Genomic DNA, 13,001 nt, shown 5'->3' on the forward strand with positions numbered 1-13,001 from the left:
GTCCGCCTGCTTGTGGCTCCTGAGGTCGCGGGTTCGATCCCCGTCGGCCACCCCATATCTCGCAAAAAGCCCGGCCCTGTGCCGGGCTTTTTGTTTTGTGGCGGGCTTTACGCTGTGCGCTTAATGTTCGATAATCTGGGTCAGGAAGCGGTTATATAGCTTTTAGTTATAAGCTAATGAGAAAGCCGCTGTTTTAAAGGCAATGAACAATTCAGGGCGAGGGTATCGGTGACAGAGACCACAGTAGAACGCAAAGCGACCAACATTCACTGGCACGACGGCGACGTGACGCGCAATGATCGCGCCAGTATGCTCGGCCACAAAGGTGTGACCCTGTGGTTCACCGGTCTGTCCGGATCCGGCAAGAGCACCGTCGCGGTAGCGGTGGAAAAGGCTCTGGCCGCGCGCGGAGTGCTCAGTTATCGCCTCGACGGTGACAACATCCGCCACGGCATCAACGCCAACCTGGGCTTCTCCGCCGAAGACCGCCAGGAGAATATTCGCCGGGTGGGCGAGATCTCCAAGCTGTTTGCCGACAGTGGCGTGGTGGTGCTGAGCAGTTTTATCAGCCCCTATCGCGAGGACCGCGATGTGGTGCGTCGCATGCACGACGAGGGCGACCTGCCTTATCTGGAAGTGTTTGTCGACTGCTCCCTGGAGGCGGCTGAAGCTCGCGATCCCAAGGGCCTGTACAAGAAAGCCCGCGCCGGTGAAATCCGCGGTTTTACCGGTATCGACGATCCCTACGAGGCGCCCACTGCGCCGGAACTGCATCTGCACACCGATCAGATGAGCCTGGAAGAGGAAGTGGAAATGATTCTCTCCAACCTGCAGACGCGCGGCATCATTTCCTGAGTCGTCATCCTTGCCGACCAAAGAGGCCCCATTCGGGGCCTTTTTTTATTTCTGGCCAGTGCAATCCGGTTTCGGTGTGTGGCCAAATAGCGCTGCCCTAGATTGCGCTCGCGGGGCGCCCTGAAACACCCGCTCTGTCCGCGGTCGCTCTACCGAACAGCGTTCCTCGGCCAGCCCTTCGCAATTCTCGCCACAGGGGCCGCTTTGCGCGCCAACCGCCGGTGGGCCGACTGAACCCCACATATACTCAATCTGTACCAAGAGCGCAGTTGGCAGTGTGGAGGCCGTTATGTCGGGTTGGAGAGTACGGATTCTCTCTGGGGTTCTTGTAGCGGTATTGGCGATATTGATCGGTGGCGGCTGGTACGGGTACGAGAAGCTGCCACGAGTCCCGGGCGCCCCCGAGGCGCCGGTCATGGGTGTGCCCGCTGGCTCCCTGCAACACCTGCCGCGCCCGGCCTATTCCGGGCAGCATCCGCGTACCATGAAGCGCCCGCCAGAATACTTCCCGTTCCCATTGGCGCCGGGAGAAGTTGGTCCCACCGAAACCCTGTTTGCCGGCCCCTCTACCTATCCCTTTTACTGCGGCCACAATAGCGTCACCGGGGAGCAGCCTCTGATCGATAACCAGAAAGGCATCGGCGTGCCGGTGTTCGCACTGGATGAAGAGGGCAACCGAACCAAGGAAATCCTCGGCTATAGCCGCGACTGCAGCCACCCGACCCGGGTCAGTTACCTCTACCGCAGCGTCACTGATGGCGATTTCCATCCGCTCGACGAAGCCAACGGCGATATCGACCAGGTTACCGTCAATGGTAAGACCACCGATTTCGTGGTGCGTCTGGAAACCGGCACTATCGATCGTTTTTTCTATGCCATCGCGGTGCTCAAGGGGCGCGGTGAAACGGCGCAGCACCCGAGCCCCAGTAACTGGAATCGCCGCCTGATCTATCAGTTCCGCGGGGGTGTTGGTATCGGTCGACGCCAGGGGGATATCAGCGAAGGCGATATCATCGGGCGCCGTGTCGACCAGCTGGCGCGTGGCTATGCGGTTGTTTACTCTACCGCCAACCAGACCGGCATTCACTACAACATCTGGTTGGCGGAAGATGCGGCGCGCCGGGTGAAGAAACAGTTTGTTGCTCTCTACGGCGAGCCGCTGTACACCGTCGGCGTCGGTGGTTCCGGTGGTGCGATCCAGCAATACCTGCTGGCCCAGAACGCGCCGGGGCTGTTGGATGCGGCGATCCCCCTCTACTCCTACCCGGATATGATCACCCAGACCATATACGTGTTCGACTGCGAGCCGCTGGAATACTTCTTTGACGTGGTGGACGGGAACAACCCGCGCTGGCAAAAGCCGGAGCAGCGCACCCTGGTCGAGGGCCTGGCCGCCAGTAGCAAGGTAGAAAGCCGCTTCCGGCTGCTGGAAAAGGCTGCTGCGCTGTTCGATGGGCGCTACCGTCATGTTGCCGATGGTGCTACGGAATGTACCGAGGGCTGGCGCGGGTTGGTGCCGCTGGTGAACAACCCGCGCTTTGTACATTTCGCCAAGGACTACGCCGACGATATTGCCGCGAAAACCCATTGGTCGCACTGGGAGGATCTGCGCCAGTTCTACGGTGCCGGGGATTCCGGCTATGCCAACAGTACCTGGGACAACGAGGGGGTGCAGTACGGTCTGCAGGCGCTGGTAGATGACAAAATCTCGGTGGATACCTTCCTCAAGATGAACGCCACGATTGGCGGCTGGAAGGATCCGATCAACCAGAATGACGAACGGCTCTGGTTCATGAACGGCAACCTGTTCCCGATGCAGCTATCGGTGTGGAGCGATCAGAACCTGAATCTGGGCAGCCTCGACCGCCCGGCGCCGCGCACCCGCGCCAGCACCGAGGCCATCGAGGGCATCTATCGCTCCGGCCACGTTTTCCTGGGGGATGTGGAGATCCCGATCATCGATCTGCGCCACTACCTGGATGGCGATCTGAATATGCACCACGCGTCTGCATCCTTTTCCACCCGCGAACGTATCCGCCGGGCGCGCGGCCACTTTGACAACCAGCTGATCTGGGTTGCCAACAAAAACTATACCCCGCTGGACGAGGCCCTCGACACGATCGACCGCTGGATGCAGAACATCATCGAAAACCCGAAAGCCGGCGTCGCCGCCAATCGCCCGGTAGACGCCAGCGACGAGTGTTTCGACCGCGAAGGCAATGTGATTGCCGCGGGCCCAGACGTGTGGAACGGCGCCTGGAATAACAAGCCCACCGGCGCGTGCATGCAGCAATACCCGATTTACAGCACTTCCCGCCAGGTAGCCGGAGCGCCGATTACCGGCGATGTGTTCAAGTGTGCACTGCAGCCTGTGGAGCAGGCGCTGCGCAACGGCCTGTACGGCGACCAGGCGGAGGGGATCGCAGCGCATATCGACGACATGCAGCGCATTTTCCCTACCGGCGTCTGTAACTACAATCAGCCGGACCTGGCCCGGCCCCGGGAGGCGCTGATACCCGGCACCAAACCGGTGGAGATTGCCGGCCAGATGATTGCCCCGGACTACCGTCAGCCGGTTAAGGGGCTGGCCAGCGACAAGGGTGATCGGTCCGGGGACGAGGCTCCGTCGATGCCGGTCTCCCTGCCCGAAGAGAGTGATTCGACGCAGGTAGGCCATCGAACCGAGTAAATTTTTGGCGCCTGTTTTATTGACACTCGACCCGAATCCGGTATGATTCGCGTCGCTCGAGGGGCAAGGCCCCCGACCATGAAAATGGGTGGTTAGCTCAGTTGGTAGAGCGGCGCCCTTACAAGGCGTAGGTCACAGGTTCGACCCCTGTACCACCCACCACTTTCCGCTGGAAAGTGTGCCTACCGCGGACCGGTAGTTCAGTTGGTTAGAATGCCGGCCTGTCACGCCGGAGGTCGCGGGTTCGAGTCCCGTCCGGTCCGCCATATACGAAAAAGGCCCACACGAAAGTGTGGGCCTTTTTCGTATATGCGGGTCGCGGGTGACAAAATTGTTTGGAACAATTTTGGACGCCGAAGGCGCCCGGAGGGTGAGGGCCAGGACGGCCCGAATCACTGCCCCCCGTTCGACAAAATTGTCGGGAACAATTTTGGACGCAGCAGCACAGCGGAGGCGCCCGCAGGGCGAGGGCCATGGACAAATCCGCCGGGAGCGATTTGGGCAGCTTCAGCTGGCCGAAGGCCGAGCCACAGGGATGTGGCGAGTCATTGCCCGAGTCAGTCTCGTCCGGGACAGGCAAAAAACAAAATCCGCAGAGGCGAACTTTCGCCATCCTCTCGCAGCACGGGCCGCGGCGATCCGATACAATCAGCCCCACCCATTACCGAACCCTGAAAACCCGTGCGTCCACGCTACCTCACAAGCCTCAATCTCCAGCAATTCTACGAAGCCGCCTGCGACATCCCCTACCAGAAAATCGATTCCGATCTCTTCCCCGGCATAGAGCTTTGGATCCGCCGCGACGACCTGCTCGACCCGCTGATCTCCGGCAACAAAGCTTACAAGTTGATCTACAACCTGATCGAGGCACAGGAGCGGGGTGCGGATACGCTGATTACCTGTGGTGGGGCCTGGTCCAACCATATCCATGCGACGGCCGCGGCCGGTGCGCGCTTCGGGTTCAAGACGATCGGCATCATTCGGGGGGAGCGTCCTCCAGTGCTGAGTGCCACTCTGCAAGATGCGGAGCGCTTCGGGATGAGGCTGCATTTTGTCCCGCGGGAAGCTTATCGGTTGCGGTATTCCCAGGAATTCCTGAACGTATTGGGGCTCGATGCGCCCGGGAAGATTTATATTCCGGAAGGAGGCGCCAATTTGGCCGGCGCTGAGGGCGTAAAGTTGCTGGGAGAGGTGCTGGTCAAAACGAGCCCCGTTTCATTTGACGAGTGCTGGCTGGCTTGCGGCACGGGACTGACCTTGGGGGCCTTATCTGGCGCGCTGCGATCGAATGGCGCGCGACTGGTCGGTATTCCGGTGTTGAAGGATGGAGGGAGTGCCGAACGGCACGCGAGGAACTGGCGGAGCCGCCGGCCCGGGCCTGGCGCGCACATGTCCGTCCTGGCGGGCGCTCACTGTGGAGGTTATGCGAAATACCCTGACTACCTGGCGGAGTTCCAGCGCGTATTTGAGGGGGGTTCCGGTATTCCCCTTGACCCGGTGTACACAGCAAAGGTGGCTTTTGCGCTATGTAATCGAGCGCTTGCCAGTGGCGCATTGGGGGGGCGGTTTCTCCTGTTACACACCGGGGGGTTGCAGGGGTGGAGAGGGTTGGTTAAAAAACGTTCAAATGCCTTTCAGCGTTGAATGGTTATTCGACGCAGGGGAGGGGTTGATGCATAATCTCACGCTGACAGAATGATGAAAAAGTAGCGTTAGCAAACACGCGTTAGGGGGTGAAAATTGCGCAAGGGGATTATTCTTGCCGGCGGGACAGGCAGCCGGCTATATCCTTTGACCAGGGCAATCAGTAAGCAGCTGATACCGATTTACGACAAGCCCATGATTTACTACCCGCTGACGACGCTGATGCTGGCGGGTATCCGCGATATTCTGATTATCTCGACGCCACAGGATATGCCGGCATTTCAGAGCCTGCTCGGCTCGGGTGACGCCTGGGGTCTCAATCTTACCTACGCCGAACAGCCTTCCCCTGATGGACTCGCCCAGGCCTTCATCATTGGAGAGTCTTTTATCGGCGATGAAAGCTGCGCATTGGTATTAGGTGACAACATCTTTTATTCCCATGACTTCATGGGGTTGCTCCAGCGCGCGACAGAAAAGGAGTCCGGCGCTACTGTATTCGGCTATCACGTCAACGACCCCAGAGTCTACGGCGTTGTAGAGTTCGACGATCAGGGTAAGGCGCTGTCGATTGAAGAGAAGCCGCAAAGCCCGAAGTCCAAATACGCAGTGACCGGATTATATTTCTACGATAATCAGGTCATTGATATTGCCAAGTCGATCGTGCCTTCACCTCGCGGAGAGTTGGAGATTACCGACGTCAACCGCGCATATCTCGAAGCGGGCAATCTCGCAGTAGAGGTTATGGGGCGCGGTGCCGCATGGCTGGATACTGGCACCCACGATAATCTGCTGGCTGCGAATCATTTTGTGCAGACTATCGAAGCGAGGCAGGGCCTGAAAATAGCCTGCCCCGAGGAGGTTGCCTACCGCATGGGGTATATCGGCGCTGAGCAAATGCAAAAGTTGGCGCAGCCGCTACTGAAAAGTGGTTATGGCGAATATCTTCTGCAGGTACTTGAAGCTAAAGTTTTTTAATTATGGATGTACTTGATACCTCTATTCCCGAGGTGAAAATACTTGAGCCAAAAGTGTTTGGCGATGAGCGCGGTTTTTTTATGGAAACGTTCCGCGACGCATGGTTTCGTGAGCAGGTAGCGGAAGTAACCTTTGTTCAGGACAACCATTCGCGCTCAAGCCACGGAATACTCAGGGGGCTTCACTACCAGTCTGAGCAGACCCAAGGGAAACTGGTCAGGGTTGTCGAAGGTGAAGTCTTCGATGTGGCAGTAGACATGCGCCAGGGCTCGCCGACATTCGGCCAGTGGGCCGGGGCATATCTTTCGGCAGAAAATCGTCGGCAATTGTGGGTTCCCGCCGGATTTGCCCACGGTTTTTATGTCACGTCGGAATTTGCAGAGTTTGTCTACAAATGCACGGATTACTACCATCCGCAGAGCGAATACAGTCTTCAATGGAATGACCCGGACGTCGGTATTGATTGGCCCCTTGGCACGGACTCTGAGCCGCGCCTGTCAGAAAAAGACCTGAATGGCCTCTCACTGGCAGATGCTCCGAGGCTTCCTTATGAGCGCTGATAAACGCAGGGCATTGGTATTCGGTAAAAACGGGCAGCTGGCCCGGGAGTTGGTTCGAACACTGCCCGCGGAATGGTCGGTTTCTGCGCTGGGACGCAACGAGGTGAATCTGCTCGATCAGGCTTCCGTCGCCGATGCTATTGCATCAGTTCGCCCGGATCTGGTCATCAACGCGGCGGCTTACACGGCAGTCGATCAAGCGGAAAGCCAAGAGGCGGAGGCCTATGAACTCAATCAGAAATCGATTGAGCATATTGCTGCGTCTTTGCAGGAGCAGCCGGGCGGCGCACTGATACATGTGTCGACAGATTTCGTTTTTGATGGCAAGCAGTCCCGTCCATATACGGCTGCGGACCAGACTAACCCCATGAGTGTCTACGGTGCGAGTAAGCTTGCGGGCGAACGTGCCGTTTTGGAAGCGGGATTGCCCAGCAGCCTGATCATGCGCACTTCCTGGGTTTACTCGAGCTTTGGGCAGAATTTCGTCAAAACCATGTTACGCCTGATGGCCGATCCTGCCCGCAATGAGTTGAACGTTATTTACGATCAGATCGGTACTCCGACCTGGGCCCGCTCTCTCGCAGAAGCGGTATGGGCTGCCGGTTTATGCCTTGTCGATGGTCGCTGTGCTTCCAACCCCGCAATATTTCACTGGTCCGATGCCGGAGTCGCGTCCTGGTATGACTTTGCCATCGCGATTCAAGAGCTCGCGTTCGAGAGGGGGCTGCTCGACCGAAAGATCCCGGTAAACCCGATTCCACAATCAGATTACCCGTTACCAGCAGCTCGCCCCGCTTTCAGTGTCATGGATAAATCAGCGTTTGAGCGCACATTTGATTTCCGAACAAAGCACTGGCGTGCCCAGTTGTCAGCCATGCTGGATGAGCTGAAGGTTGCGGTAGAACAAAATAGTTGATTACAGGTTTGAAAACCCCATGAGCTCAGTGGAGACTACTTCGAAGTTACTGGTGACCGGTGGTGCCGGTTTTATCGGTGCAAATTTTGTCCATTACTGGTTGCGGCAACATCCGAATGATACTGTTGTCGTTCTCGATGCGTTGACCTATGCCGGCAACCTGGCGAGCCTCGACCCGGTAAAAGCCAACTCAGAATTTCATTTTGTCCAAGGTGACATCTGCGATACCGGGCTTGTGGAAGAGCTGCTTGTGAAGTACGAACTCGACACGATTGTACACTTTGCCGCGGAGTCCCACGTCGACCGTTCAATCACTGGGCCGGATGCTTTTATCGAGACCAATATCGTCGGTACACACAGCTTGCTCAAAGCTGCCAAAAAGGTCTGGTTGGACCTCCGCGCCGCAGATGGATTGCCTCCGCTGAAGCATCGGTTCCACCATGTCAGTACCGATGAGGTATATGGTACTCTGGCTCCAGAAGATCCTGCCTTTTCCGAAACGACAGCCTATGCACCGAACTCTCCGTATTCGGCGAGTAAGGCGGCTTCAGATCACCTGGTGAGAGCGTATCACCATACTTATGGTCTGGAGGTCACGACTTCCAACTGTTCCAACAATTACGGCCCGTACCACTTTCCGGAAAAGCTGATCCCGCTTATTGTCACCAATATCCTGCGGAATAGGCCCCTACCTGTATACGGAGATGGAAAGCAGGTTCGTGATTGGCTGTATGTGGAGGACCACGCCCGGGGTATCGAATTGGTACTGCAGCAGGGGCAGGTGGGAGAGAACTATAATATCGGCGGTCACAATGAGTGGCACAACATCGACATTGTGCATCTGGTTTGTGATTTGATGAATCAGGCATTTACCGAGCACCCGGAATTGCTCAAAAAATACCCTGAGGCGGAGCGAGCCGCAGAGGGTAAGTGCCAGTCACTCATTCAATATGTTACTGACCGGGCCGGTCACGACCGCCGTTACGCGATTGACGCGCGCAAAAGTCGGGAAGAGTTGGCCTATCAGCCCGCGGAAACCTTCGAATCGGGCATCCGAAAAACCATCGACTGGTATCTGGAAAATACCGACTGGTGGATCCCTCTCGTCACGGTCTGATCGACGAATTTCCCGCCGCTTGGGTCGCGGGTGATTGGAGCTGGAAGGGGGTCAATCGCCCGCCTCATTAAGAAACAGCAGGGAGCTTGAGTTGTATGAAAATCCACCGAGTCAGAGCTGCGTCTGATGGTCTTTTAAGCACTGTCACGGCTCCCTGAGCTGCCAGGCTTCTCCCTAACTATTCAAGTGCCTAACAGGCGATCTGCATTTAGGGGGAAGTTTCGGGCGTTATTACTTGTACCAAGAATGATAATTGCGTCACGCGGCTGACGGCCGTTACAATAGTAACTTGCTTTCAATTTAGTGAATTCGACTACAAGAAGTCACTGGGGCATACTTAAAATCTGCTGTCTGCGTTGGGGGCAGGGCAGATCAAAGCGGCAAGCTTTTAACATCAAAAGCGGTTAAAAATCAATCGAAACAGTTGGTCAAGCCCGGGTTCGGGCACCTTGGGGGAGCGGTGTCGGAATTCCAAAATATCGGCCTGATTGGTCGAACCGAAAGTGATAGCGCCGTACTCTCGCTCAAACGCCTCATGGCCTTCCTTGAGCGGGAAGGTTTTTCCGTCATCCTTGAGCAAAATACCGCCAATGCCGTAGCGGACAGTAAAACTCAGGTGTCCTCAAAAGGCAAGCTGGGTGAGCGCTGCGACCTCGTTATAGTAGTTGGCGGCGACGGTAGTCTCCTTGCTGCTGCCCGTGCACTGGCCAAGTTCAGTGTTCCCCTGCTGGGAATCAACCGCGGTCGACTGGGTTTTCTCACCGATATTACGCCCGACGAAATTGAGCAAAAAGTGGGCGAAGTCTTGTCCGGCAAATATATGGCGGAAAGTCGTTTCCTGCTGGATATGTCTGTCACCCGCGATGGCAGAGCTATCGGCAAGGGTTCTGCGCTAAACGATGTGGTGGTGCACCCGGGTGAGTATCTTCGGATGATCGAATTCGATCTCCACATCGATGGGCAGTTTGTGTACACGCAGCGTTCCGACGGCCTGATTGTGTCCACCCCAACCGGCTCGACGGCCTATGCGCTTTCCGGTGGTGGCCCGATCATGCACCCAAAACTCGATGCCATCGCTGTAGTGCCGCTAAATCCTCATACGCTGAGTAGCCGCCCGATCGTGGTAGAAGGCAGCAGCGAATTCAAAATCATTATTGGCGAACACAACACTGTGCACTCCTACGTGACCTGCGATGGGCACGAGCAGGTGATTACGGAGCCTGGTGATGTCATTCGCATTCACAAGAAGCCCCATCGACTGACGCTGATTCACCCGCTTGATCACAACTTTTACGAGACCTGTCGCTCCAAGCTGAACTGGCAAAACAATTAAAAGAAAGATTGAGGTAGATATTTACAATGACGAGCATTATCCCCGTTATCCTTTGTGGCGGCTCCGGAACGCGACTGTGGCCTAAATCCCGCAAGATGCTGCCAAAGCAACTTCTGAGCCTCACTGGGGAGCAGACGATGCTGCAGCAGACTCTGGAGCGGGTGCGCGGGTTTGATAAGCCGATTATCGTCTGTAACGAAGATCATCGGTTCATGGTGGCGCAGCAGGCCCAAGAAGTCGGCTTTAAAAACTTCACCATGATTACAGAACCGGCGGGGCGCAATACTGCTCCGGCAATTGCGTTTGCCGCGATTGCTGCCGCTAACGAGAATGAGTCTGCCAACCTGCTAGTACTCCCCGCAGACCACCTGTTGGAAGATGTAGAGCAGTTTCATCGCGCAGTAGATATTGGCCTCGAGAAGTCCATGAGTGGTGGCCTGATCACGTTCGGCATAGTACCAACTGCTCCCGAGACTGGTTATGGCTATATCCAGAAGGCCGCAGGTGAAGACGATCAAGTTCGCCCGATTGCACAATTTGTCGAAAAGCCGGACAAAGCAACGGCCACGAAATATGTCGAGAGTGAAGAGTATTTCTGGAATGCAGGCATGTTCCTGTTTTCCGCGAAAAGCTTTCTTGAAGATCTTGGCGAGCATGCACCAAAAATATATCAAACCGCTGCCAGTGCAATGGAAAATGCCAAGGTCGAAAGTGACTTCGTAAAGCTGAAGCTTGACGATACCAATGCAATCCCCGAAGACAGCATCGACTATGCAGTGATGGAAAAGACTAGTCGCGGCTTTGTTGTACCCTTGGCGTGCGGATGGTCAGATGTGGGTTCCTGGTCCTCGCTCTGGGAAGCACTGGATAAGGATGAGCAGGGAAATGTCGCCCTCGGCGACGTGCTAATGGAGGATTGCAAAAATTCCCTGGTATTCGGTGAGGATCATTTAGTCGCCGCGGTTGGCGTTGAGAACCTTGTTATCGTCGACACCAAAAATGCAACATTGGTTGCGCCTAAAGACCGTGCACAGGAAGTCAAGGCCATTGTCAGTAAAATCAAGACTGCCGGTCGCGATGAACATGTAATTCATCGCGAAGTTGCTCGTCCTTGGGGTAAATATGACTCCATTGGTAGTGGCCCGCGTTTCCAGGTAAAGCGGATTACTGTGAATCCAGGAGCGAGCTTGTCCTTGCAAATGCACCATCATCGCGCAGAACACTGGGTTGTGGTATCGGGCACGGCGATCGTCGAGAGAGATGGGGAAGAAATAATGCTTTCCGAAAATGAAAGCGTATACATCCCGATTGGCGCTAAGCACCGGTTGCGCAATCCCGGCATTTTGCCCATAGAGCTGATTGAAGTGCAAAGTGGCAGCTACCTGGGAGAGGACGACATCGTGCGTTTTGATGATGTGTACGGACGTAATTAACGGCTCGATCACTGAGATTAAACACGGGGTAGGGTGTTCCAGGCTTGATGGATCACCAGTTCTGTGTGCAAGACTAATCCCGGAACCAGAGACACCATGGGAGTTTCACTGTGAATAACCAACGTCAGGTATGGCCGGTAAAAGCTGTTATTGTTTGCTCGCCAGAGCGTCTCCACGCACATCGGTGGAGCATGCAGCTTGCTGAAGCGCTCGGTGGAGAGTTTGCAGAGCTCAAAAGTGCCCATGATCCAGCAGCGGTAATTGGTTTAGCGGCAAACAGAACTGAAACGCCGCGAATTTTATTCGCCCGTGCTCCAGAGCTGATCGACCCCAAATTGGTAGAAGACGCCGTTATTCTGATTTTGGTGGACTCACCATCCGAATACGTTGCTCGAGAGCTGGAGCAGGGAGCTACTGTTACTGCGGAAAAGTGTGATGTCTGGATGAAAGATACGCAGAATCAGCTCAACTTTTTCCAGCGAAACCGCGGCGCGTCAACATTACTCGTCACTCAGAACGATATTCGCACAAGACCTGAGGACTGCCTTGCGGCATTGGAGAGCAAGGGGTTGAATCTGGCGAAACTACCGGATTTTCCTCATGGATCTGCGGATCCGATGCTTGTGTTACTTGCAAATCTGCTGGCGGAGCGACATACACGCAGCCGAAACCTCTACTTAGAAGTTTTAGTGGCTTCTTCGCTGATCCGCCAGGACGAAGAGTTAGGTACTGATTTTGAGCCCGATATGGGTGCGGTTAGTGCATACTTGCATGCACAGTTAGAGATACATAAGAAAGTTGAGCAGCTAAAACTTACAGCATCTTCGGAAGAAGCGCGATCTGAGCTTGAATCGGCACATTTGGAGATTCATCAGTTACAGGAAAAATTGGAGTCGGTTCATGGTGATTCAACTGAAAAAAGTAGAGAGCAGGTTGAGTTGCAGCAGGAGAAGCTCGGCCTGAGGGTAATTCTCGAAGAGCGTGAATCTGAACTTGAATTGGCACATTTGGAGATTCATCAGTTACAGGAAAAATTGGAGTCGGTTCACGTTGATTCAACTGAAAAAACTAAAGAGCGGGCTGAGTTGCACCAGAAGACGCTGGGCCCCCAGGGGGTAATTCCAGAAGAGTGGGAATCTGAACTTGAATTAGCACATCTGCAGATTCACCAACTTCAGGAGAAACTTGAGGAACAGTATCTAAATTCAGCGAATAACGATGAAGCTGACAAAAAATCAAACGTCGGCCAACAAGATTCGGGTGAACAAGATCTAAAGTTGGAGCTTGAGTTGGCGCTGCTACAGATTCATCAGCTTCAGGAAGAGCTGGAGATTTACTATCAGAAGTATCTTCAGGAGTGCAAAAAACCCGTGGATCTGTTTGAAAAAATAGGCGGAGTTGTAGGGAGTGATACCCTGAGAGTATTGCGCTTGGCCCGTTCCCCGCAACATATTGGCCTTAGAGGCTAATTGGGCGTAT

General features: G+C 55.2%; 10 protein-coding genes and 2 tRNA genes. All 12 read left to right on the top strand.

What is annotated here, in order from left to right:
• The first annotated feature begins 228 nt into the window (after positions 1 to 228).
• The gene (cysC, locus tag ABDK11_RS08350; RefSeq protein ID WP_346839834.1) at positions 229 to 855 is read left to right on the top strand and encodes an adenylyl-sulfate kinase; all 627 of its coding nucleotides are present in this window, start codon (positions 229 to 231) and stop codon (positions 853 to 855) included.
• 289 nt (positions 856 to 1,144) lie between these two features.
• Positions 1,145 to 3,544, top strand: a complete 2,400-nt coding sequence (locus ABDK11_RS08355) for a DUF6351 family protein (protein ID WP_346839835.1) — start codon at positions 1,145 to 1,147, stop codon at positions 3,542 to 3,544.
• A gap of 86 nt (positions 3,545 to 3,630) precedes the next feature.
• Positions 3,631 to 3,706 (top strand) — tRNA-Val (locus tag ABDK11_RS08360).
• Between the two features lie 27 nt (positions 3,707 to 3,733).
• A tRNA-Asp gene (locus ABDK11_RS08365) sits at positions 3,734 to 3,810 on the top strand.
• A 415-nt stretch (positions 3,811 to 4,225) separates the two neighbouring features.
• A complete protein-coding gene (locus ABDK11_RS08370) occupies positions 4,226 to 5,188 on the top strand; it encodes a pyridoxal-phosphate dependent enzyme (protein WP_346839836.1) in 963 nt (320 codons plus the stop codon).
• A gap of 96 nt (positions 5,189 to 5,284) precedes the next feature.
• Positions 5,285 to 6,163 carry a glucose-1-phosphate thymidylyltransferase RfbA gene (gene rfbA, locus ABDK11_RS08375; RefSeq protein WP_346839837.1) on the top strand — a complete coding sequence of 293 codons (879 nt, stop codon included), beginning with the start codon at positions 5,285 to 5,287 and terminating at the stop codon, positions 6,161 to 6,163.
• 2 nt (positions 6,164 to 6,165) lie between these two features.
• A complete protein-coding gene (gene rfbC / locus ABDK11_RS08380) occupies positions 6,166 to 6,723 on the top strand; it encodes a dTDP-4-dehydrorhamnose 3,5-epimerase (protein WP_346839838.1) in 558 nt (185 codons plus the stop codon).
• Positions 6,713 to 7,639, top strand: a complete 927-nt coding sequence (gene rfbD / locus ABDK11_RS08385; protein ID WP_346839839.1) for a dTDP-4-dehydrorhamnose reductase — start codon at positions 6,713 to 6,715, stop codon at positions 7,637 to 7,639. The genes rfbC and rfbD overlap by 11 nt, the downstream gene beginning before the upstream one ends.
• A 19-nt stretch (positions 7,640 to 7,658) precedes the next feature.
• On the top strand, positions 7,659 to 8,756 hold the full coding sequence (gene rfbB, locus ABDK11_RS08390; protein WP_346839840.1) for a dTDP-glucose 4,6-dehydratase: 1,098 nt from the start codon (positions 7,659 to 7,661) through the stop codon (positions 8,754 to 8,756).
• Between the two features lie 460 nt (positions 8,757 to 9,216).
• A complete protein-coding gene (locus tag ABDK11_RS08395) occupies positions 9,217 to 10,089 on the top strand; it encodes an NAD(+) kinase (RefSeq protein ID WP_346839841.1) in 873 nt (290 codons plus the stop codon).
• A gap of 26 nt (positions 10,090 to 10,115) precedes the next feature.
• Positions 10,116 to 11,522 (top strand): mannose-1-phosphate guanylyltransferase/mannose-6-phosphate isomerase, encoded by a 1,407-nt coding sequence (locus ABDK11_RS08400; protein WP_346839842.1) that lies wholly within the window; start codon positions 10,116 to 10,118, stop codon positions 11,520 to 11,522.
• A gap of 110 nt (positions 11,523 to 11,632) precedes the next feature.
• Positions 11,633 to 12,991, top strand: a complete 1,359-nt coding sequence (locus ABDK11_RS08405; protein ID WP_346839843.1) for a hypothetical protein — start codon at positions 11,633 to 11,635, stop codon at positions 12,989 to 12,991.
• Positions 12,992 to 13,001 lie beyond the last annotated feature (10 nt).

Source organism: Microbulbifer sp. SAOS-129_SWC, from assembly GCF_039696035.1.
GTDB lineage: Bacteria > Pseudomonadota > Gammaproteobacteria > Pseudomonadales > Cellvibrionaceae > Microbulbifer.

Excerpts from the sequence above, each read along its gene's own strand:
- ABDK11_RS08355 (WP_346839835.1), top strand. The coding sequence starts at position 1,145 with ATGTCGGGTTGGAGAGTACGGATTCTCTCTGGGGTTCTTGTAGCGGTA.
- rfbD (WP_346839839.1), top strand. The coding sequence starts at position 6,713 with ATGAGCGCTGATAAACGCAGGGCATTGGTATTCGGTAAAAACGGGCAG.
- rfbC (WP_346839838.1), top strand. The coding sequence starts at position 6,166 with ATGGATGTACTTGATACCTCTATTCCCGAGGTGAAAATACTTGAGCCA.
- ABDK11_RS08400 (WP_346839842.1), top strand. The coding sequence starts at position 10,116 with ATGACGAGCATTATCCCCGTTATCCTTTGTGGCGGCTCCGGAACGCGA.
- rfbB (WP_346839840.1), top strand. The coding sequence starts at position 7,659 with ATGAGCTCAGTGGAGACTACTTCGAAGTTACTGGTGACCGGTGGTGCC.